At 65.8% G+C, this 20,175-nt stretch carries 22 protein-coding genes; 15 read left to right on the top strand and 7 right to left on the bottom strand.

The genetic code is table 11. The features are described from left to right. The first annotated feature begins 14 nt into the window (after positions 1–14). Genes V6U71_RS09310 through V6U71_RS09290 form a run of 5 tightly spaced genes read left to right on the top strand, consistent with a single transcriptional unit; the run spans position 15 to position 4,502 of the window. Positions 15–794 (top strand): enoyl-CoA hydratase/isomerase family protein, encoded by a 780-nt coding sequence (locus tag V6U71_RS09310; protein WP_411341982.1) that lies wholly within the window; start codon positions 15–17, stop codon positions 792–794. Between the two features lies 1 nt (position 795). Then, on the top strand, positions 796–1,707 hold the full coding sequence (locus tag V6U71_RS09305) for an SDR family oxidoreductase (protein ID WP_411341981.1): 912 nt from the start codon (positions 796–798) through the stop codon (positions 1,705–1,707). Continuing rightward, positions 1,704–2,459: an enoyl-CoA hydratase/isomerase family protein gene (locus V6U71_RS09300; RefSeq protein ID WP_411341980.1), complete on the top strand. Its 756-nt coding sequence runs from the start codon at positions 1,704–1,706 to the stop codon at positions 2,457–2,459. The genes V6U71_RS09305 and V6U71_RS09300 overlap by 4 nt, the downstream gene beginning before the upstream one ends. Then, positions 2,459–3,610, top strand: a complete 1,152-nt coding sequence (locus V6U71_RS09295; RefSeq protein ID WP_411341979.1) for an acyl-CoA dehydrogenase family protein — start codon at positions 2,459–2,461, stop codon at positions 3,608–3,610. Before V6U71_RS09300 ends, V6U71_RS09295 begins: the two co-directional genes overlap by 1 nt. 4 nt (positions 3,611–3,614) lie before the next feature. Continuing rightward, complete coding sequence (locus V6U71_RS09290) at positions 3,615–4,502, top strand: acyl-CoA dehydrogenase family protein (RefSeq protein WP_411341978.1); 888 nt, start codon at positions 3,615–3,617, stop codon at positions 4,500–4,502. A 6-nt stretch (positions 4,503–4,508) separates the two neighbouring features. Here V6U71_RS09290 and V6U71_RS09285 read toward each other — a convergent pair whose 3' ends face one another. Then, on the bottom strand, positions 4,509–5,072 hold the full coding sequence (locus tag V6U71_RS09285; protein ID WP_411341977.1) for a TetR/AcrR family transcriptional regulator: 564 nt from the start codon (positions 5,070–5,072) through the stop codon (positions 4,509–4,511). 63 nt (positions 5,073–5,135) lie between these two features. Between V6U71_RS09285 and V6U71_RS09280 the strand changes: the two genes are divergently transcribed. From V6U71_RS09280 to V6U71_RS09270, 3 genes are read left to right on the top strand one after another with little or no spacing between them, the layout of a single operon-like run. Further along, entirely contained in the window at positions 5,136–6,329 is a 1,194-nt protein-coding gene (locus tag V6U71_RS09280) for a cytochrome P450 (RefSeq protein WP_411341976.1), read from the top strand. 24 nt (positions 6,330–6,353) lie between these two features. After that, complete coding sequence (locus V6U71_RS09275; protein WP_411341975.1) at positions 6,354–7,835, top strand: aldehyde dehydrogenase family protein; 1,482 nt, start codon at positions 6,354–6,356, stop codon at positions 7,833–7,835. Positions 7,836–7,837: 2 nt separating this feature from the next. Beyond that, on the top strand, positions 7,838–8,626 hold the full coding sequence (locus V6U71_RS09270; RefSeq protein ID WP_411341974.1) for an SDR family oxidoreductase: 789 nt from the start codon (positions 7,838–7,840) through the stop codon (positions 8,624–8,626). Here V6U71_RS09270 and V6U71_RS09265 read toward each other — a convergent pair. The 5 genes from V6U71_RS09265 to V6U71_RS09245 form a co-directional block, all read right to left on the bottom strand. Beyond that, positions 8,623–10,128 (bottom strand): AMP-binding protein, encoded by a 1,506-nt coding sequence (locus V6U71_RS09265; protein ID WP_411341973.1) that lies wholly within the window; start codon positions 10,126–10,128, stop codon positions 8,623–8,625. The genes V6U71_RS09270 and V6U71_RS09265 overlap by 4 nt on opposite strands. Further along, complete coding sequence (locus V6U71_RS09260; RefSeq protein ID WP_411341972.1) at positions 10,125–10,895, bottom strand: FadR/GntR family transcriptional regulator; 771 nt, start codon at positions 10,893–10,895, stop codon at positions 10,125–10,127. Before V6U71_RS09260 ends, V6U71_RS09265 begins: the two co-directional genes overlap by 4 nt. Before the next feature lie 106 nt (positions 10,896–11,001). Further along, on the bottom strand, positions 11,002–11,862 hold the full coding sequence (locus tag V6U71_RS09255; RefSeq protein ID WP_411341971.1) for an SDR family NAD(P)-dependent oxidoreductase: 861 nt from the start codon (positions 11,860–11,862) through the stop codon (positions 11,002–11,004). Further along, positions 11,855–12,358, bottom strand: a complete 504-nt coding sequence (locus tag V6U71_RS09250) for a hypothetical protein (protein ID WP_411341970.1) — start codon at positions 12,356–12,358, stop codon at positions 11,855–11,857. The genes V6U71_RS09255 and V6U71_RS09250 overlap by 8 nt, the downstream gene beginning before the upstream one ends. After that, positions 12,355–13,236 (bottom strand): SDR family oxidoreductase, encoded by an 882-nt coding sequence (locus V6U71_RS09245; protein ID WP_411341969.1) that lies wholly within the window; start codon positions 13,234–13,236, stop codon positions 12,355–12,357. Before V6U71_RS09245 ends, V6U71_RS09250 begins: the two co-directional genes overlap by 4 nt. Positions 13,237–13,317: 81 nt before the next feature. On the opposite strand from V6U71_RS09245, the gene V6U71_RS09240 reads away from it, so the two are divergent. The 7 genes from V6U71_RS09240 (at position 13,318) to V6U71_RS09210 (ending at position 19,182) form a co-directional block, all read left to right on the top strand. Then, positions 13,318–14,178 carry an SMP-30/gluconolactonase/LRE family protein gene (locus V6U71_RS09240; RefSeq protein WP_411341968.1) on the top strand — a complete coding sequence of 287 codons (861 nt, stop codon included), beginning with the start codon at positions 13,318–13,320 and terminating at the stop codon, positions 14,176–14,178. Next, on the top strand, positions 14,171–14,593 hold the full coding sequence (locus V6U71_RS09235) for a nuclear transport factor 2 family protein (protein WP_411341967.1): 423 nt from the start codon (positions 14,171–14,173) through the stop codon (positions 14,591–14,593). The genes V6U71_RS09240 and V6U71_RS09235 overlap by 8 nt, the downstream gene beginning before the upstream one ends. A 41-nt stretch (positions 14,594–14,634) precedes the next feature. Further along, positions 14,635–15,093: a MarR family winged helix-turn-helix transcriptional regulator gene (locus tag V6U71_RS09230; protein WP_411341966.1), complete on the top strand. Its 459-nt coding sequence runs from the start codon at positions 14,635–14,637 to the stop codon at positions 15,091–15,093. Further along, on the top strand, positions 15,090–16,157 hold the full coding sequence (locus V6U71_RS09225) for a phosphotransferase family protein (protein WP_411341965.1): 1,068 nt from the start codon (positions 15,090–15,092) through the stop codon (positions 16,155–16,157). The genes V6U71_RS09230 and V6U71_RS09225 overlap by 4 nt, the downstream gene beginning before the upstream one ends. 28 nt (positions 16,158–16,185) lie before the next feature. Further along, a complete protein-coding gene (locus V6U71_RS09220; RefSeq protein ID WP_411341964.1) occupies positions 16,186–17,460 on the top strand; it encodes an acyl-CoA dehydrogenase family protein in 1,275 nt (424 codons plus the stop codon). A gap of 14 nt (positions 17,461–17,474) precedes the next feature. Further along, the gene (locus tag V6U71_RS09215; protein ID WP_411341963.1) at positions 17,475–18,434 is read left to right on the top strand and encodes an alpha/beta hydrolase; all 960 of its coding nucleotides are present in this window, start codon (positions 17,475–17,477) and stop codon (positions 18,432–18,434) included. 79 nt (positions 18,435–18,513) lie between these two features. Beyond that, the gene (locus V6U71_RS09210; protein WP_411341962.1) at positions 18,514–19,182 is read left to right on the top strand and encodes an SDR family NAD(P)-dependent oxidoreductase; all 669 of its coding nucleotides are present in this window, start codon (positions 18,514–18,516) and stop codon (positions 19,180–19,182) included. 3 nt (positions 19,183–19,185) lie between these two features. Here V6U71_RS09210 and V6U71_RS09205 read toward each other — a convergent pair whose 3' ends face one another. Then, positions 19,186–20,166 (bottom strand): NAD(P)H-dependent flavin oxidoreductase, encoded by a 981-nt coding sequence (locus V6U71_RS09205; protein WP_411341961.1) that lies wholly within the window; start codon positions 20,164–20,166, stop codon positions 19,186–19,188. Positions 20,167–20,175 lie beyond the last annotated feature (9 nt).

Here is a 20,175-nt window from a genome sequence, read left to right as displayed (position 1 = left end):
AAATGGGAGCGGAGATGGCCGACCTGATCCTGAGCGAGCGCGAAGGCGCCTTGCGTATCCTGACGTTGAACCGGCCCGACCGGCACAATGCGATGGACGACGCGATGGCGTCGCTGTTCCAGAAATTGCTCGGCGAGGCGCTGGACGAGCGTGAGTCGAGCACGATCCTGATCCGCGCCAACGGCAAGAGCTTCTGTTCGGGGCGCGACACCAATGTGCTGGGGCATCGCGCGCGCGACGAGAGCGATTTCCACTTCATCCGCCAGCATCAGGAAGGGCGACTGAAGATGCAGGAGTCGACCAAGCCGATCGTCGCGGCGCTGAAGGGCGGCGCGATCGGCGGCGGGTGCGAACTGGCGCTCGCCGCCGATATCCGCATCAGCGACACGACGCTGAAAATGGCGCTGCCCGAGATATTATACGGCGTGCTGCCCGACACCGGGGGCACGCAGATGATGACCGCGCTGATCGGGCCGTCGCGGACCAAATATATGGTGATGTCGGGGCAGAAGATCGACGCCGCAACCGCGCTCGAATGGGGGGCGGTCGATTTCGTCGTCGCGCCCGAGGAGCTCGACGCGAGGGCGCTGGAGATGGCGCGCGACATCGCGGCGCGCCCGCCGATCAACCTCGCGCTGGCGAAGGAGATGATCAATCTGATGCACGGCCCGACGATCCGCACCGGCACGCGCGCCGAACTCTACGCGCAGAGCTACCTGTTCAAGACCGAGGATTATCAGGAAGCCCGCGCCGCGATCCGCGAGAAGCGCGCGCCGAACTACAAGGGGAAATAGGATGGCTCTACCCTCCCCCCCGCCCTTGGGCGCCAAGGCGCTGCCCGACGGCACTTACAACGGACAGGTAGTCGCGGTGACCGGCGGCGGCACCGGGCTTGGCAAGGGCATGGCGGTCGAGTTCGCGCGGCTGGGCGCGAAAATTGCGATACTGAGCCGCAAGCCCGACCATCTTGCCGCCGGCATCGCCGCGATCGAGGCGGTCGGCGCCGAAGCCATTGCGGTCGCCTGCGACGTGCGCGATCCCGATGCGATCGCGCGCGCCTTCGACGAGATCGAGGCGAAGCTCGGCCCGGTCGATGTGCTGATCAACAATGCCGCGGGCAATTTCCCCGCGCCCGCCGAGGAAATGACCCCGAACGGCTTTCGCACCGTCGTCGATATCGTGCTCAACGGCACCTATAATTGCAGCCGCGAATTTGCGGTGCGGCGACTGGCGGCGGGGTTGCCGGGCGCGATCCTGAACATCGGCGCGACGTACAGTTGGACCGGCGGTCCGGGCACCTCGCATTCGGCGGCAGCGAAGGCGGGGGTGACCAACCTCACGCAGAGCCTCGCGGTCGAATGGGCGCCCGACGGCATTCGCGTCAATTGCATCGCGCCGGGGCGTTTCCCGCATGACGATCTGCCCGCGCATATGACGCGGCACCGCGAAGGCGAGCGCGGCGATAATACGATCCCCGGCATGCGCGTCGGCGAGGTGCGCGAACTGGGCTGGGCGGCGACCTTCCTCTGTTCGCCCTATGCTGCGTATATCAGCGGGCATACGCTCGTCGTCGACGCCGCCAACTGGCTGCGCCGGTCGCTGGTGATGCCCGAGTTCGTGCCGATCCGCGAACAGTTCGGCAAGCGCGCGATGGAAAGCGGCAGCGCGCGCGAGGCGATCGCGAAGACGCGCGGGGACGGGGCATGAGCGAGGCGCTGGTCCTGCGCGACGATAAGGACGGCGTCTGCACGCTGACGCTCAACCGCCCCGACAAGCGCAACGCGATCGACCGCGCGCTGTTCCGCGAGTTCCGCGCGCATATCCGCGATATCGAGGAGGGCGTCGGCGATGCCAGGCTGGTGTTGATCACCGGCGCGGGCGAGCATTTCTGCGCCGGCCACGACCTCAAATCACCGCCGCACGCCGATGCGCTCGGCTGGCTGCGGCAGGAGATGCTGATCGTCGAGCGGCTGACCAAATTGCGCCAGCCGGTGATCGCGAAGGTGCGTGGCACCTGCTACACCGGCGGGCTCGAACTCGCGCTCGCAGCCGATTTCATCGTCTGCGGCACCGGCGCACGCTTTGCCGATACGCATGGCAAATGGGGGCTGGTCCCGGGCTGGGGATTGTCGCAGCGGCTGCCGCGGCGCGTCGGACAGGCGAAGGCGCTCGAAATGATGCTGACGTGCCAGCCTTATGCGGGCGAGGATGCGGCGGCGATGGGCCTCGCCAACTATTGCGTGCCCGACGAGGCGCTCGACGCAAAGGTCGCCGAACTGGCCGCGCTGATCCTCGGCAACAGCCGCCACAGCAATGCCGAGAACAAAAGGCTGATCTACGACACCGACGGCATGGGGATCGCCGCCGGGCTGAACCACGAACTGATGCGCAACGCGGGCTTCGATCCGGCGGTGCGCAAGAAGGGCGAGCCGATCGCCGCCGCGAAGAGGCCCGACTGATGGACATCGGCTTCTCCCCGGAGGAAACGCGCTTCCGCGAAGAGTGCCGCGACTGGTTGCACGCCAATGTGCCCGCCGAGAAGCGCCCGCTCGATGCGTCCGATGCGATCGGGTTCGACAAGGCGTGGCAGCGGCGATTGTTCGATGCCGGCTGGGCGGGAATCAACTGGCCGACCGACTATGGCGGGCGCGGGCTGTCGATCGTGCAGCAGGTCATCTGGCTCGAGGAATATGCGAAGGCACACGCGCCGTGGATCGGCGCGAATTTCGTCGGGATCAACCATGGCGGCCCGACGTTGATCCTCAACGCGCGCGAGGAGCAGAAGGCGTATCACCTGCCGCGCATCCTGAAGGGCGAGGCGATCTGGTGCCAGGGTTTTTCAGAACCCGGTGCGGGATCGGACCTTGCCGGCATCAAGACGCGCGGGCGGATCGAGGGCGACGAACTGATCATCAACGGGTCGAAGATCTGGACGAGCTTCGCGCATGTCGCCGACTGGCAGGAACTGGTGCTGCGCACCGAGGAAGGGTCGCTGCGGCACAAGGGGCTAAGCTGGGTCATCTGCGACATGCACGCGCCCGGCATCACCGTGCGGCCGATCAGGAAGATGTCGGGGCTGACCGAATTCGCCGAGGTCTTCTACGACGATGTGCGCATTCCGCTGACCAATGTCGTCGGCGGGCTCGGCAACGGGTGGCAGGTCGCGATGTCCACGCTCAGCTTCGAGCGCGGCACCGGCTTCATCGCCGACCAGGTCAAGCAGAGCCGGGAGATCGAGGAACTGATCGCGGCAGCGCGCGCCAACGGGATGATCCGAGACGACCGGATCGCCGACCAGCTCGCACAGATGCGCTCCGAGGTCGCGGCGGTACGTGCGATGACCTACCGCAATATTTCCGAGGTCGTGCGGACCGGCCAGCCCGGACCCGAGGCATCGGTGATCCGGCTCTTCACCTCCGAGCTCGGCCAGCGGCTCGAGCGTATGGCGGTGCTGCTGATGGGCGCCAACATTCTCGACTTCCGGTACGGGGACGACGATGCGGTCGGCGACTATCTGCGCGGTTTCGCGGCGACGATCGCGGGTGGCACGGCGCAGATCCAACGCGACATCATCGGCGAGCGCCTGCTCGGCCTGCCCAAGTCGAGGTGATTGCATGGACCTGACCCCGAACGACGAACAGATCGCGCTCCAGACCGCAACCGCCGACTGGTGCCGAGACCATATGCCGCTCGCAGGCGCGCGAGCGCGGTCGGCGGGGCTATGGCAGCAACTCGACACCATGGGATGGACCGGCATGACCGCTCCGGAAATGGGACTCGATCATGCGACCGAGGCGCTGGTGTTCGCCGAACTGGGACGGTTCCTTGCACCGGTCGCACTGCTGTCGACAGCGGTCGCCGCACGCTGGACCGGCGCTACCGGAAAGACGGCGCTCGCCTTGCCCGCGCAAGAGGATGTTCGGATACTGGACGGGGTGGAAGCCTCGCGAGCGCTCGGCGCGTTCGGCAACGGCCTCGCCTGTTTCGCGCTCGCAGGCCAGCTATCGTCAACATTTTCGCTCGACCAGTCCACCCCGCTGGCGCGGATCGCCCGTCCTGCGGCGATCGAGCGCGTCGATGATCCGCATGCGCTGCTCCACCTCCAACTCCTCGGCGCCGCCTATGCCGTCGGCTGCGCCGACGCGGCGCGCGACATGGCGACGGATTATGCGAAGCTGCGCCAGCAGTTCGAACGGCCGATCGGCTGGTTCCAGGCACTCAAGCATATCTGTTCGGACATGGCGGTGCGCGCCGCGGTCGCGCGGTCACAGCTCTATTACGCCGCCTGTGCGCTCGACGCCGATGATCACGATGCCGCATTCCATATTGCCGCAGCAAAACGGCTCGCCGATCAGGCCGCGCTCGACAACGGCCGCGCGAATATCCAGGTCCACGGCGGGATCGGCATGACCGACGAGGCGCATCCGCATTTGTGCCTGAAGCGTGCGCATTTGCTGCAGTTCATTGTCCCCGCCGATACGGCGGCGCTGCTCGCGGCCTGAGCGATGTTAGTCGTCGACGATGGCCTGGAATTCCCTTTCCAGCCAGCGGCGCAGCCCCGGTTCGACGCGGCCTGCGAACTCGGCGAGCGGAAGCTGGTCGCGGTAGGCGAAGAAGCCGAGCGAGACCATCATGAAGCGCGCCGCCTTCACGTCGGCATCCTTGCCGCCAAACCAGTGCTTGAGCGGCTCGAACACCCGTTCGCGCAGCAGCCGCTGCGCCACCGCGCGCGCTTCGCTGTCCGACGCGGCGCTGAACATCATCGGCAGCGGACTGACCCGGTCGTCGTCGTCGGCAAAGCGCGCCATGATCGCCTTACCAAAGCTCTCCTTGGGCAGGTCGGTCATCATGCGCGTGTTGAGCGCCGCGTCGAGCGCGGCCTCGAACAGCTTCAGCTTGCCGCCGAAATAGCGGCTGACCAGCGACGGGTTGACGCCCGCAAGCGCGGTGATGTCGCGGACGCCGGCTTCGGCGAACCCCTTTTCGGCGAAGATTTGCTGCGCAGCATGAAGGATCGCCTGCCGCGTCCGGTCAGCGTCGCGCGTAGGCGTATCGGTATTCTTCGTGGCCATGCTCGTTCCCCGTTGACTCGTTATGTAAACCGTCGTTTACTTCTGCGCAAGAGGAGAGGATAGATGACCGAGTCGTCAGCGCAACCGGCGCGTTCGCCGGTGCATGAATTCGACTATATCGCCGACCCCGGCGTTCTTGCCGATTGTCATGCGCGCTATTGGGAGCTCAAGGAAACGGCACCGCCGGTCTTCTGGACCAATGCCCATGGCGGGCATTGGGTATGCAACACGGGTTCGTCGGTGCAGCACGTCGTGCGCCATCCCGAGATATTCTCGAGCCGTTACCTGTCGATCCCGCCCAATCCCGACCAGCCGAAGATGATTCCCGAGATGCTCGATCCGCCCGAGCACCGTCCCTACCGGCAGATGCTCCGCCCCTTCTTTGAATCCAAGGCGATCGAACCGCTTGAGGACCGGGTGACCGCATGGACCGACCAGTTGCTCGACGGCGTGACCGGCAAGGGCGAATGCGAATTCGTCGAGGCGATCGGATCGCGCCTGCCCGTCGCGGTGTTCATGGAATTGTTCGGCTTTCCGATGGAGAAGTTCGACGAGTTCCGTCACCTCGTCACCGGCTTCTTCCACTCGCAGGCGAGCAACGAGGGCCGCAACACTCTCGCGCAGCAAATCGTCGGCCATCTCGCCGAACTGATCCAGCAGCGCATGGCCGAGCCGCGCGACGACATGATCTCGAAAATCATCGTCAGCGAGGTCGACGGGCGCAAACTGGGTTTCGAGGAGCTGATGTCGATCGGCTTCCTGATGTTCCTCGCCGGGCTCGACACGGTGACCAATGCGATGAGCTTCGGGATGCGCCATCTCGCGCACGACGACACGCTCCGCCAGCGTGCGATCGACGACCCATCGGTGATCCCCAATCTGGTCGAGGAATTGCTGCGCCGCTACGCTTTCGTCGCGACGCCGCGCTACGTCGTCGAAGATACCGAACTCGAAGGCGTAAAGCTGTTTGCCGGGGACTGCATCCTCGCCCCGCTGCCGCTCGTCGGCTGGGACGAGGGGCTGACCGAGAACCCCAAAACAGTGTCGGTCGAGCGCCAATTCTATCGCCACGCCGCGTTCGGATCGGGCATCCACACCTGCCTTGGCCTGCATCTGGCGCGGATGGAGCTGATCGTATTCTACCGCGCCTGGTTCGGCCGCATCGGCCATTTCCGGCAAGTCACCAGGGGCGACGAAAGCTGCCGCGGCGGCAGCGTGATGGCGCTCGAACATCTGCATCTGGCGTGGGACGCCTGACAATTTTCATCGGGAGACAAGATTATGGCCAGCGCACCTGCAGTCCATCTGCATCTGGGACATGAACAACGCACGAGCGGCAGCGGCGGCACGCACCCGCACCTGCATCCGGTCAGGCAGGTCGTACAGGCCGACATCCCGCTCGCCGGCGCCAGAGAAGTCGAGGAAGCCGTCGCAAGAGCGGCCGCGGTGCAGGAGGACTGGCGCCGGACCCCGCCCGAAACGCGGCGCGACATCCTGAACCGGCTCGCCGACCTGCTCGAGGAGAACAAGCGCACGCTTGCAGAAATGGCCGCACTCGATGGCGGCACAACGCTGATGGTCGGCGAGCGCGGGGTCGATACCGCGGTCGGCTGGACGCGCTATTATGCCGGCTGGTGCGACAAGATGTCGGGCGAGCTGATCTCGACCTTCGATACCCGCGGCGAACTCAGCTATACCGTGCCCGAACCGATCGGCATCGTCGGCATCATCATCACCTGGAACGGCCCGCTGATCTCGCTCGGCATGAAGGTCGCGGCGGCGCTCGCGGCGGGAAATTGCGTGATCTGCAAGCCCGCCGAAATCACGCCTTTCGCGCCCGAGATGTTCGCGCAATTGTGCAAGCAGGCCGGGGTTCCCGATGGCGTGCTGTCGATCCTGCCCGGCACCGCCGAGGCGGGCGAGGCGATCGTCCGGCACAGGAAAATCCGCAAGATCAGCTTCACCGGCGGGCCGATCACCGCCCGCAAGATTCTCGCCGCCTGCGCCGAGGAGATCAAGCCATCGGTGATGGAACTCGGCGGCAAATCGGCGAGCCTCGTCTTTCCCGACTGCGACCTGCAGGCGGCCGCCGAGCGCGCGGTGTTCTGGACCGTCGGCTGCCTGTCGGGACAGGGCTGCGCCCTCCCCACCCGCCAGCTTGTCCATGCCGACGTCTATGACGATTTCGTCGCGCGGCTCAAAGCCATCATCGGCCAGTTCAAGGTCGGCGATCCGATGGACCCGAGCGTCGCGGTCGGGCCGGTGATCAACACGGCAGCGGTCGACCGTATTCTCGGCATGTTCGAGCGTGCGAAGGCCGACGGCGCAGCGAAATTCGAACTTGGCGGCGGACGCTGCGGCGGCGACCTTGCGGCGGGCAATTTCATCGAGCCGACGCTGATCGTCGATGCCGACCCCGATCACGAGATCAGTCAGGTCGAAATTTTCGGCCCCGCGGTCGTCGTGATGAAATTCCACACCGAGGATGAAGCGGTCGCGATCGCCAACAACAGCGAATATGGCCTCGCCGCCTATATCCAGTCGAACGATCTCCAGCGCGTCCACCGCCTGTCCGAGCGGCTGAGCGCGGGCGGCGTCTATAACAATGGCGGTTTCCAGATCAATCCGCACACGCCGTTTGGTGGCATCGGCATCTCGGGCTTCGGCAAGGAGGGCGGCAAGGCGGGGATCGACGAATTCCTGCACTACAAGACCGTCACCATCGGCGTCGGCGCCGCGATCTTTCCGAAGCAGGAGGCGTGATCATGGCCGATTTCACCAACGACCGGTTCCGGCTCGACGGCAAGGTCGCGGTCGTCACCGGCGCCGGCGGGCGCGGTAACAGCATCGGGCGCGCCTATGCCGTGGGCCTCGCCAATGCGGGGGCGAGCGTCGTCGTCGCCGACCTGAACGCGGAAGGCGCCGAGCGGGTCGCGGGCGAGATCAATGAAGCCGGTGGCAAGGCGGTCGCAGTACAGGTCGATATCGCCGACGAGGCATCGGTCGCGGCGCTGATGGAAGCAACCAGCGCGACCTTCGGCGGGCTCGACATTCTCGTCAACAATGCTGCGCTGATGGTCGAAGCTGTCGGCACCCCCGCGATCCAGACGAGCATCGCCGATTTCGACAAGCTGATGCGCGTCAACCTGACCGGCGCGCTGATCTGCTCGAAAGCCGCCGTGCCGCTGTTCCAGGCGCGCGGCGGCGGCAAGATCGTCAACCAGCTCTCGGCGGGCGGTTTTCCTGCCCAGACGACCTACGGGATCAGCAAGGTCGCGTTGCTCGGGCTGACGACGACGCTCGCGACCGAGCTCGGACGGATGAACGTCAACGTCAACGCCATCGCGCCCGGAATGACGATGTCCGACGCGGGCAAGGCGTTGACCCCCGACGAAAGCCCGTTCGTGCAGGCGGCGATGGCGCGGGTCGTCAAGCAGCCGCGGGGCGAACCGCAGGATCTGGTTGGCGCGCTGCTGCTGCTCTGTTCGCCCGCCGGCGACTGGATTACCGGTCAGGCGCTCAACGTCGACGGCGGCTTCATCATGCGCAACTAGGCGCTGCGCCTGAGTTCATGCTTCAGCACCTTGCCCGACGCATTGCGCGGCAGTTCGGGCAGGATGCTGAGCCGTTCGGGGGTCTTCTGTTTCGCGATCCCCGCGGCAAAGAAATATTCGCGCAGCTCGTCGAGCGACAGCGCGGTATCGGGCGCGAGTACGACGCAAGCGCGCACCACCTCGCCCATCCGCTCGTCGGGCGCAGCAACGGCAGCGGCATCGGCGATCTTCGGGTGCGCGAGGAGCAGCGCCTCGACCTCTTTCGACGAGATATTCTCGCCGCCGCGGATGATGATATCCTTCTTGCGGTCGGTGATCAGCAGATAGCCGCCCTCGTCGATACGGCCAATGTCGCCGGTACGGTACCACCCGCCGGGCAGGAAGGCCCCGTCGCCCAGCGACGGATCGAAATAGCCCAGGAACAGCTCGGGCCCGCGCGTGCAGATCTCGCCGTCGCGGCCCGGCGCGACATCATTACCGTCATCGTCGACGAAGCGCAGTTCAGAGCCTGGAATAACCCGCCCTTCGGTGTGAAGCTGCTTGTCGAGCGGATCGTCGACGACGCCCGAGGTAACGGTCGGATGCTCGCTCGACCCATAGCAATGATAGACCGCAAGCCCCTGCTCCTGACAGCGCGCGATCAGCGACGGCGGCACGGGTGCCGCGCCGACGAGATACTGGCGGAGCGAGGTCAGGTCGTGGCCATGCGCGTCGGCGGCGGCAATCATCCCCGACAGGTGAAAGGGGGTCCCCGAAGACGATGTGACCTTGTGCCGATCGATCAGTTCGGCGGCGAGCGCCGCGTCCCACTGGTCCATCAGCACCAGCGGCGTTCCCTGACACAGGAAGCGGTACATCGAGAGCGCGCCCGCAACATGACCCGGCGGCCAGGGCGAGATGACGGCGTCATCGTCGGTCTCCCCGCGCATTTCGCGCATCGACGCCAGTTCGGCGAGGAAGGTCCGCGCCGAATGCATGACGCCCTTGGGATCGGCGGTGGTCCCCGACGTATAGACGAGCAAAGCGAGATCGCCCTCCGCCATCCGCGCCGGCTCGGCGATCGCACACGGCGCCTCGAGCGCCGCAAAGTCTGGGCCAGTGACGATATGGCGATCGAGCGCCGGCAGTTCGCCGCAAACGGCAACGACCTGCCGATAATCCACATTGCGAAAGCGGTCGGGCGTGAACAGCCAGCGCGCGCCCGACTGCCGCAGGATGAAACCGAGTTCCTTCGCGCCATAGATGGTGACGATCGGCAGCATCACCGCCCCCGCCTGCGCCGCCGCGACCGCGAAGACGAGCCATTCGCGCCAGTTCGGGACCATGCACGCGACGATATCGCCTGGCGCGATCCCCGCCGCGGTCATGCGGGTTCCCATATGGCGCCCCGCCTGCACGACCTCGCCGAGAGTGGAAGCCGCGCGCCGGATATCGGAGGCGACGGTCAGCGGCGCGTTCGGCGTCCGCGCCGCCGCGGCGATCATCGCCTCGATAAAGTTCATCCGTGGAGCGAGTCGACGATCCGTTCGGCCTCGCCGCGCGCGCCCCAGGTCTCGTTCGCATTGCGAAGGTGCAGGCGCCAATGCGCGACCGCGCCCTCGACATCGCCGTCCTCGATCATCGTCACCAGCTTCTCGAAGGATTTGTGACCGGCGCGAAGGCTCTTGTACTTGTCTTCGGTCGTCCGCGGATGGCGGCGCTGATAGTCATTCTGATGGTGGCGGCCGAGGTCGAGCAGCATGCGATTCATAAAGCTCAACGTCTTGTTGCCGGTCGCCTCGACGAGCGTCTGGTGGAAGATCGAGACATTGTCGACGAACTCGGCATAGCTCTCGGTCTTGAGCATATCTTCCAGGTCGGCGAGCACCTGCTTCAGCCGCGCGAAATCCGGCGTCTGTCCCTTGGCCGTCGCCAGCCAGCGCACGACGGTCGGCTCGATCGCAAGCCGCGCCGCGTAAAGGTCGGCGATCGTCGTGCCCTGCGCTTCGAGCACATAGCCCGCGTAACGCGACACCAGTTCGGTCGATGGCCGGTGGACGCGGGCACCGCTGCGCGATCCGCGCACGACGCTGATCAGATTTTCGGCCTCGAGAATGCGGAAAGCCTCGCGCAGCGTCGGCCGCGAAATGCCGAGCGTCGCCATCAGCGTGCCCTCGGGCGGGAGGGAATCCCCTTCGTTGAGTTCGCCGCGGACGATCTGGGCCCGGATCTGGTCGGCGACCAGTTCGGATGTCTTCGGTACCCGGATGCGTGCGTTGCCGTTTTCCATCTGCAAAATCCTGCCCCTGCCCCGGGTTGTTGAAATCGGGGTCTACCCTAGCGCGGTCTGTAGGGGTTTTGCCACACCCCCGCAATGTTGGCGCGATTTCTTTAAGTTAATGACCAAAGGACAATCCTTCATTCAACGTCCATTTGCCGTTGCGGCCGCGCACCCAGCCCGACGACGCCCAGGTCCCGCCATCGACGGGCAGCAGCGTGCCGGTGATATAGGCCGCCATCGCACTGGCGAGGAACAGCGCCGCATCGCCGCATTCCAGATCGACGCCTTCGCGTCCGAGCGGGATCAACCGGTTCATCGCATCGACCTCTGCGTCGCTATGCAACTTCCACGTCGCGGGATCGACCGGTCCGGCACGATTACCCTGATTTCCGGGGGTAATCGTGTGATCGGGCGCGATGCAGTTGACGCGGATCGCGTGCGCCGACAGTTCGACCGCCATCGATTTGGTGAAGCTGAGCATCCCCGCCTTGCATGCGGCATAGACGGCGAAGTTGGGCGCCGCGCGGCTGGCCTCGATACTCGCGACATTGACGATCGCGCCGCCGCGCCCGCCCGCGACCATATGCTTCGCCGCCGTCTGCGTCGCGATCAGCATCGACATCAGGTTGATGTCGATATGTTTGCGCATGCTGCGCTCGCTCTGTTCGAGGAAGGGCCGCGCCGACACGCCGCCGGCGTTGTTGATCAGGATATCGAGGCGTCCCCGCTCGCTTACCGTCCGGTCGATCGCCGTCCGCAGCGCGTCGCTGTCCATCACGTCGCCGGAGATGGCGATGGCGTGCACCCCATATTCCCGGACCCGCGCCGCGGCTTCCTCTGCGCGTTCCGGAAAGATATCGAAGATCGCAATATCGGCGCCGGCTTCGGCAAGGCGCAGCGCGATGGCACGCCCGATCCCGCCGCCGCCGCCGGTGATGAAGGCCGTCTGACCGTCGAGCCGCATCCGGTCAGTCATCGAGGCCGATCCCCATCACCGCGCCGGTGACATAGGCTGCATAATCGCTCACCAGATAGGCAGCGAGATTGCCGAGCGTCGGACCGTCTTCGCGCGTCAAGATGCTGTTCACGCGAATCCCGTCACGCGCCCATTCGACCCCGAGCGTCTTGGTGAGGTTGCCGAGCGCGCCCGCCGCCGCGGCCTGATCGACGCCGAGCGCCTGTTCGGGCGCGCCGACGAACAGTACAGCGCCACCCTCACCGCGAGCGCGACAAGCGGCGGCGAAATCCTTCGCGCCGAGAAAGCGGCGGTCGAGCCCCGCATCGAGGCTCGCGCGCCATTCTGCATGGGTGAGGTCGTGCGCAAGCCTGGTTGGCGGCGGCGACGCGACATGGACCCATATCTCGCAATCGCCACCGGCAACCAGCGTCGCTCCGGCTCTTTCCAGCGCGCGCAAAATCACGTCACTGTTACCCTCGGCACGTACGCGTTTGCCCGCCAGCCAGCCGCTCATTGCCATCCCCACGGACCGTCGGCGCGTTCACGGGGCGGAACGAAGTCGGGCATGATAAGCGACCGGCGCAGGCTTTCGCCGCCGTCCTGCACGATCACCTGCCCGGTCATCCCGCCGAACAGCGGCGTGCAGGTCATGGCCGACAGCCAGCCGAACTCCCAGATGCTTCCGGTGCGACCCGCGGGGATCATGTTCTGCAGCGGCTCGACGCCTTCCTCGCGGCGACCCGAAACCGACCCTTCGTGCGGGAAGAAACCGGCGGCAATGGCATTGACGCGAATTCCATAAGGCGCCCAGTCGGCGGCAAGCTTCCGTGTCATCGTTGCCTGCGCGGTCTTTGCGGCGGCGCTGTGCGCATCGCCGGGAAAGCCGGTCCAGATATATTGCGCGCTGTTGTTGACGATCGCCCCGCCCTGCCCGGCCGCGATGCGGCGCCGCGCGAATTCGGTCGAGCAAAGAAAGGTCCCGTCGATCGCGATGCGGGTGACCGCATTCCACGCGTTGGGAGAGATATCCTCGGCAAGGACGGGAAAATTGGCGCCAGCATTGTTGGCCAGCAGCGAAATCGGTCCGAGCGCAACTTCCGCCTCGTCGAAGGCCGCCGCGACCGCCTCGGGCAACCGGACGTCACAGCTTATCGCATGGCTGCGGACCCCTAGCGTGGCGAGCTGCGCCGCGCCGTCCTGCGCGCGGTCGAGGCTACGCCCCATCACCGCGACGTTGGCGCCGCCCTGCGCGAACGCCTTGGCCATCGCCAGCCCCATGCCCGAACCGCCGCCGGTAACGAGGACGGTCTGCCCCGCAAAAATGTCGCCCGGATAGGGCGGCATGTCGAACGGCGGCGGTGTCACCACGATATGATGTGCTGGAACCGGCAAGTCTCTCTCCCTGCGCACAGGGTTGCGCGTTCGTCCGGCGCGTGTCAAGACATACATAACTAGGTTATATAGGAGAGGCCAATGGAGATCGTTGCCGAGGGGCTCGCCTTTCCCGAGGGGCCGGTGGTGATGGCGGACGGGTCAGTGATCGTCGTCGAACTTGCCGCAGGGCGGATCACGCGTTGCTGGAATGGCAGGACCGAGACGGTCTGCAACGTCGGCGGCGGCCCCAACGGCGCCGCGATCGGGCCCGATGGCGCGCTCTATGTGTGCAACAACGGCGGACTCGACCTCGTCAAATTCCAGAATGCGCGCGGACCGGGCCACGAAGGGCGCATCGAGCGCGTAGATCTGGCAACCGGCAAATTTGAGCGCCTCTACGATAGATGCAACGGTATCGCGCTCGAAGCGCCCAACGATATCGTCTTCGACCCCGACGGACGGATGTGGTTCACCGACCTCGGCAAGACGCACAACGGCATCCGCACCGCGAGCGGGCTGTTCAGCGCGCTGTCCGATGGCTCGGCGATCACCGCGATCAACCGCCATGCGGTGTCGTACAACGGCGTCGGCCTCTCGCCCGGCGGCGAGCATGTCTATGTCGCCGACACGCATCAGGCCCGCTTGTGGCGTTACGACCGCAAGGTCGAGGAACAGCGGCCCGAATGGGTCGCGACCGCGCCCGGACCGGTCGGCTTCGACAGCCTCGCGGTGACCGCCGCCGGGCATATCTGCGTCGCGACCCTCTATGAAGGCGGCATCACCACGATCGCACCCGACGGCACCTCGCGCAAATACGACATCTCCGGCGAGCGTTACGTCACCAACATCGCCTTTGGCGGCGCCGATATGCGCGACGCATGGATCACGCTTTCGACCAGCGGGCGGCTCGCGAAGCTGCGCTGGGACGAACCCGGACTGGAGCTACATTACAATGGCTGATCTTGCCGCCGACCGCGATGCGATCCGCGACCTGCTTGCCCGCTATACCTATAATGGCGACCGCGGACGTCTCGACGCGATGACCGCCTGCTTCGCCGCGGACGGCGTGCTCGAATATCTCGGCAAGGCGCCGCAAGGCCCCGCCGAGATCGAGGCATCGCTGTCATCGGGAACGCGCGACCCGCGGCTGACCTTCATCCGGCATCATATCACCAATCCGCTGATCGCGGTCGATGGCGATACTGCGACGGCGCGCAGCTATTTCACCGTGCACAGCAATTTCGGCCCCGATCACAGCGGCACCTACGACGACCGGCTGGCACGGACAGCGGACGGCTGGCGGTTCGCGCATCGGCGGGTCCGGATCGATTGGCAGGCCGAAGGATCGTTATTCGCGAAGATGACGAGCCGCTGAGGATTATTGACACTTAAGTGTCATTTTGACATCGAAGTGCCATGTCACAGCGCTTCACCGATTTCGAACGATTCGCCGACGAGGTGTCGCGGCTGCGCGGGCGGATGCGCGCGCTCTATGCCGACACCCGTGCCGCGAGCGGCCTGCCGGAGATGGAACTGACGGTGCTGACCGCGGTGGTGAATGCCGCTGCGCCCCCGACGGTCGCGCAGATCGGACGCAGTCTCGGGCACCCGCGGCAGGTTGTGCAACGTGCCGCGAATCGCCTGGCCGAACTCGGCCTCGTCTCGTTCGGTAACAACCCCGACCACAAGCGCGCCTCGCTGATCATCGCGACCGATGCAGGGCACGCGTTGAAGGCAGCCGACCATGATCGCGCCAGCGCAGTAACCCGGGCGGTGGTCGGCCGCGTCGGCAGCGAGGCCTTCGCCGATGCCGCCGCGCAGATACACGCGATCCGCACCGACATCGAAGCCTATCTGAGGGAGCGCGATGGATGAGCGAAGAGGTGAAAGAGCTCGCCGATCCCGCACGCCTGACCGAATGGCTCGACGCCAATATCCCGGGGCTCGGCGACGCGCCGCTGGCGGTCGAAAAGATCCACGGCGGTACGTCGAACGTCATCCTGTCGCTTAACCGGGGCGGCAAAACGCTGATCCTCCGCCGCCCACCCGCAGTCCCACCGCCGGGCAGCGAAAAGAGCGTACTGCGCGAAGCGCGCGTGCTGACCGCGCTCAACGGCACCGATGTCCCTCACCCCGTCTGCCATGGCAGTTGCGCCGACCCGCAAGTCATCGGCGCCCCCTTCTATGTCATGGATCTGGTCGAGGGCTGGCCCGCCGACCTGACCGACGGCAAGATCCATGACCGCCCGCCCTTCGACCGGCCGCCGCATGCGCGCGAAGTGCCTTTCGCGATGGTCGACGGGCTGATCGCGCTCGCAAATATCGACTATAAAGCGGTGGGGCTGGAGGATTTCGGGCGGCCCGACAATTTCCTCGAACGGCAGGTCGACCGCTGGGAAAGCCAGATCAGGAGCTACAAACAGCTTTACGATTTCGAATGGCGCGAACTCCCCGGCTATGCGCTCGCGCGCGACTGGCTGCGCGCGAACCGGCCTTCCGATTTCCGCCCGGGGATCATCCATGGCGATGTCGGCACGCCCAATGCCCTTTTTGCGTTCGATCCGCCGTGCCGGCTGACCGCGCTGATCGACTGGGAACTCTCGACGATCGCCGACCCGCTGCTCGACCTGGCCTGGTTCTGCAACGGCATTCGCGACGACCGCTTCCCCGGCCATATCCCCGAAAAGGCGCTGTACAATGTCATGGACTGGCCGACGCGGCAGGAGCTGATGGCGCATTATGCCGCGGGCACCGGCCGCGACATGGCGAGCTTCGATTATTACCTCATCCTCGCGATGTTCAAGGGCGGCTGCATCCTCGAATATAAGGTCGCGCAGGCGGCGAAGGGTATCTTGAGCGCCGAGACCGGGCGCTTCTTCGACCGGCTGGTGCGCGGCAATTTCGCCGAAGCCGAAAAACTCATCCGCCTGATCGGCTAATCCCCCATCCTCCGAACAAGGACACGACATGATCGATTTCCGCATCGAACCCGAATTGCAGGCGAAGCTCGACTGGATGGCGACATTCGTCCGCGAGGAATGCGAGCCGATGGACCTGCTCTTTCCCGGCCATGGCGCACCTTACGATGTCGCGAACAAGGAATCGCGCGCGTACATGGCCCCGCTGCAAGAGCAAGTGAAGGCACAGGGACTGTGGGGCTGCCACCTCGACAAGGAACTCGGCGGGCCGGGCTATGGCCAACTCACGCTGGCGTTGATGAACGAGATTTTGGGGCGCAGCTATTGGGCACCGACCGTGTTCGGCACCGCGGCGCCCGACACCGGCAACAGCGAAATCCTCGCGATGTTCGGGACCGGCGAACAGAAGGCGCGCTATCTGCAACCGCTGATGGACGGCACCATCGTCTCCTGCTTCTCGATGACCGAGCCGCAGGCGGGCGCCGATCCCAAGGAATTCACCTGCCGCGCCTGGCGCGAAGGCGATGAGTGGGTGATCGAGGGCGAAAAATGGTTCTCGTCGAACGCGCGCTTCGCGGCCTTCCTGATCGTGATGATGGTGACCAATCCCGAGAACCCGCCGCACGGGCGGATGTCGATGCTGATCGTGCCCACCGACACCCCGGGGGTCGAGTTCGTCCGCCACTCGCAGACGATGGGCGACAGCAAGGGCGCGGACGACGGCACGCACAGCTATATCCGCTACAACAAGGTGCGCGTGCCGCTCGACGCCATGCTCGGCGGCCCCGGCGAGGGGTTCAAGGTCGCGCAGGCGCGGCTCGGCGGCGGACGCGTCCATCACGCGATGCGCACCGTAGGCAAATGCCAGCGCGCGATCGACATGATGCTCGAACGCGCCGTGTCGCGCCGCACGCAGGGCAAACAGCTCAGCGAGCATCAGTTCGTGCAGGGGGCGATCGCCGATTCGATCATCGAACTCGAACAGTTTCGCCTGCTCGTGCTCAAGACCGCGTGGATCATCGACAACGAGCCGCACGGCGCGGCGCGCACGCATATCGCGATGTGCAAGGTGCAGATGGCGAAGGTCTATCACGACATCGTCCAGCGCGCGATCCAGCTCCACGGCAGCCTCGGCATGACGCTCGAGCTGCCGCTCGCCGACATGTGGATGGGCCTCCCCGCAATGGCGCTGGCCGACGGCCCGACCGAAGTGCACAAGATACAGGTCGCGAAAGCCTGGCTCAAAAATGCGACGCCCGCGCCGGGGCTGTTCCCGAGCGAGCATATCCCGACCCGGCTGGAGGCGATCCGGGCGCGGGGCTGAGAGGAGAGTTTCGCATGACCACCCGTCCGCTCGTAGACAAGCAGATCGCGCCGTTGCTCGACATGTTCCCGCCGGTCGATCTGGCATCGGCGCCGATCGCCGAGCTGCGCGAGCAGGCAGGCCGGGCCTACGCGATCATGCCGCCGCCCGCGATCCTGCCCGAGGAGATCGTCATCCCGTCGGTGCACGGCGGGCCCGATATCACCGTCTATCTCTATCGTCCGGCGGAAGCGAAACCGGGGGGCGGCGCTATTCTGCATATCCACGGCGGCGGCATGGTCATGGGGTCGGCGAAGCAGATCCAGACGAGCCCGGCGATGCTCGCGGTCGCGGCGAGCGTGGCTGTCGCGTCGGTCGAGTACCGGCTCGCACCCGAACATCCCTTTCCCGCGCCACAGGAGGATTGCCATTCGGCGCTGGTGTGGCTCGCGGGTCAGGCCGGGGCGCTCGGCTTCGACGCGGGCCGGATCGTCGTGGCGGGCGAGAGCGCGGGCGGCGGGCTGGCGGCGGCGCTCGCGATCATGGCGCGCGACCTCGGCGGGCCGGCGATCGCGGGGCAGCTCCTCACCTATCCGATGCTCGACCATCGCACGGGGAGCGATGCCTGCCCCTATGCCAATCCGACGACCGGCGAGTTCATCTGGACCCGCGCGAGCAATCGCTTCGGCTGGCGCGCGCTGCAGGGCGACTATGCCGCCGCCGACGATCGCAGGGGCTGGTTCTCGCCCAGCCTGACCGACGACCTCGCGAACCTGCCGCCCGCCTATATCGCGACGGGCAGCCTCGACCTCTTCTTCGACGAAAATCTCGACTATGCGCGGCGGCTGACCGCGGCGGGGGTACCCGTCGAGTTGCACAGCTATGCCGGCGCGATCCATGCCTTCAATGCCGTACCCGGCGCCGCCATAGCCGAGCGGTGCAACGCCGGCCTGATGGCTGCCGCCGCAGCGATGACGGCCCCTTCAGGAGAATGAGATAACACCCGATCCGCTGTTCGATTTCACCGGCAAGGTCGCGCTCGTCACTGGCGGATCGCGCGGGCTCGGCTATCGCATGGTGAAAGCGCTCGCCGAACGCGGCGCCGATGTGATCGTCGCGAGCCGGAAGATCGAAAATTGCGAGACGGTGGCGGAAGAATGCCGCGCATTGGGACGCAAGGCGCTGGCGCATGGCGTCCATTGCGGACGTTGGGACGAGATCGATGCGCTGATCGACGCGAGCTACGCCGCGTTCGGGCGCGTCGACATATTGATCAACAACGCCGGCATGTCGCCCGCCTGTCCCAGCCACGAGATGCCCGAGACGCTGTTCGATTCGGTGCTCAACCTGAACTTCAAGGGGCCGTTCCGCCTCGCCAGCCAGGTTGCGCACCGGATGAGCAAAGGCGACGGCGGTTGCATCATCAACATCAGCTCGACCGGCGCGCTGATGGCGTTGCCGATGGTCATTCCCTATGGTTCGGCCAAGGCGGCGCTCAATGCGATGACGGTGTCGCTGAGCCGCGAATATGCGCCGAAGGTGCGCGTCAACACGATCAGCCCCGGCCCGTTCCTGACCGACATCGCCGATGCGTGGGATGCAAAGAAGCGCGAAACGCAGCCGGTTGCGCTCGGCCGCCCCGGGCGGCCCGAGGAGATTGTGACCGCCGCGCTGATGCTCGCCAGCCCCGCGTCGTCCTATACGACGGGGGCGCTGGTGCGCGTCGACGGCGGTCAGCAATAACCGTCAGGTGCGGAAACCCGCCAGCCGCTGGTCGAGGATCGCTTCGGCTTCCGAAATGATCCGGTCGATCAGTTCCTGACAGGTCGGGATATCGTGGATCAGCCCCTGGATCATCCCCGCCCAGAAGACGCCCTTCGAGAGGTCGCCGGTCTGGAGCAGCTCGCGGCCCGCGGTGCCGGCGACGAGTTCCTGCACGTCGCTGAACTGGGCATCGGGCTGTGCGAGGCGGCGGACGACCTCCTCGCTGACCGCGCTGCGGCCGACGCGCGCGGTGTTCTTGAAGTTGCGGAAGATCAGGAAGCTGCCGCGCTCATCATTCTCGACATAGGCCTGCTTCACATTGTCGTGAATCGGCGCTTCCTTGGTGGCGCAGAAACGGGTGCCCATGTTGATGCCCTCGGCACCGAGGCTGAGTGCCGCCACCAGACCGCGCCCGTCGCCGAAGCCGCCCGACGCAAGCATCGGGATCTTGACCTTGTCGGCGGCGGCGGGGATCAGGATCAGGCCGGGGATGTCGTCCTCGCCCGGATGCCCCGCGCATTCGAAACCGTCGATCGAGATGATGTCGCAGCCGGCTTTCTCGGCCGAGAGCGCGTGACGCACCGCGGTGCATTTGTGGAGGATGACGACACCGTGCGGCTTCACCCGCGCCCATATCTCGCGCACCGCCGGCGTGCCCGCGGTTTCCAGAATCTTGATCCCGCTTTCGACGACAGCGTCGGCATAGGCGTTATAGTCCGGCGAATTGATCGTCGGAAAGACGGTCAGGTTCACGCCGAACGGCTTGTCGGTCATCGACCGGCATTTCTCGATTTCGTCGCGGAGCGCCTGCGGGCTGGGCTGGGTCAGCGCGGTAATGATACCGAGGCCGCCGGCGTTCGACACCGCGCTTGCCATTTGCGCCGTCCCCACACTTTGCATACCGCCCTGGACGATCGGATGTTCGATCCCCAGCATTTCGGTGATCCGCGTCTTGAAAGCCATCAGCCTAGC

This window comes from Sphingopyxis sp. J-6, assembly GCF_046603995.1.
Classification (GTDB): Bacteria; Pseudomonadota; Alphaproteobacteria; order Sphingomonadales; family Sphingomonadaceae; genus Sphingopyxis.
This window is presented reverse-complemented; position numbering and strand designations above follow the sequence as displayed.

Coding starts and splice junctions, on each gene's coding strand:
- V6U71_RS09215 (WP_411341963.1), top strand. CDS start 17,475: ATGACCACCCGTCCGCTCGTAGACAAGCAGATCGCGCCGTTGCTCGAC.
- V6U71_RS09235 (WP_411341967.1), top strand. CDS start 14,171: ATGGCTGATCTTGCCGCCGACCGCGATGCGATCCGCGACCTGCTTGCC.
- V6U71_RS09305 (WP_411341981.1), top strand. CDS start 796: ATGGCTCTACCCTCCCCCCCGCCCTTGGGCGCCAAGGCGCTGCCCGAC.
- V6U71_RS09205 (WP_411341961.1), bottom strand. CDS start 20,166: ATGGCTTTCAAGACGCGGATCACCGAAATGCTGGGGATCGAACATCCG.
- V6U71_RS09310 (WP_411341982.1), top strand. CDS start 15: ATGGCCGACCTGATCCTGAGCGAGCGCGAAGGCGCCTTGCGTATCCTG.
- V6U71_RS09250 (WP_411341970.1), bottom strand. CDS start 12,358: ATGAGCGGCTGGCTGGCGGGCAAACGCGTACGTGCCGAGGGTAACAGT.
- V6U71_RS09300 (WP_411341980.1), top strand. CDS start 1,704: ATGAGCGAGGCGCTGGTCCTGCGCGACGATAAGGACGGCGTCTGCACG.
- V6U71_RS09255 (WP_411341971.1), bottom strand. CDS start 11,862: ATGACTGACCGGATGCGGCTCGACGGTCAGACGGCCTTCATCACCGGC.
- V6U71_RS09275 (WP_411341975.1), top strand. CDS start 6,354: ATGGCCAGCGCACCTGCAGTCCATCTGCATCTGGGACATGAACAACGC.
- V6U71_RS09260 (WP_411341972.1), bottom strand. CDS start 10,895: ATGGAAAACGGCAACGCACGCATCCGGGTACCGAAGACATCCGAACTG.
- V6U71_RS09240 (WP_411341968.1), top strand. CDS start 13,318: ATGGAGATCGTTGCCGAGGGGCTCGCCTTTCCCGAGGGGCCGGTGGTG.
- V6U71_RS09220 (WP_411341964.1), top strand. CDS start 16,186: ATGATCGATTTCCGCATCGAACCCGAATTGCAGGCGAAGCTCGACTGG.
- V6U71_RS09285 (WP_411341977.1), bottom strand. CDS start 5,072: ATGGCCACGAAGAATACCGATACGCCTACGCGCGACGCTGACCGGACG.
- V6U71_RS09265 (WP_411341973.1), bottom strand. CDS start 10,128: ATGAACTTTATCGAGGCGATGATCGCCGCGGCGGCGCGGACGCCGAAC.
- V6U71_RS09270 (WP_411341974.1), top strand. CDS start 7,838: ATGGCCGATTTCACCAACGACCGGTTCCGGCTCGACGGCAAGGTCGCG.
- V6U71_RS09280 (WP_411341976.1), top strand. CDS start 5,136: ATGACCGAGTCGTCAGCGCAACCGGCGCGTTCGCCGGTGCATGAATTC.
- V6U71_RS09210 (WP_411341962.1), top strand. CDS start 18,514: ATGGTGAAAGCGCTCGCCGAACGCGGCGCCGATGTGATCGTCGCGAGC.
- V6U71_RS09230 (WP_411341966.1), top strand. CDS start 14,635: ATGTCACAGCGCTTCACCGATTTCGAACGATTCGCCGACGAGGTGTCG.
- V6U71_RS09225 (WP_411341965.1), top strand. CDS start 15,090: ATGAGCGAAGAGGTGAAAGAGCTCGCCGATCCCGCACGCCTGACCGAA.
- V6U71_RS09295 (WP_411341979.1), top strand. CDS start 2,459: ATGGACATCGGCTTCTCCCCGGAGGAAACGCGCTTCCGCGAAGAGTGC.
- V6U71_RS09290 (WP_411341978.1), top strand. CDS start 3,615: ATGGACCTGACCCCGAACGACGAACAGATCGCGCTCCAGACCGCAACC.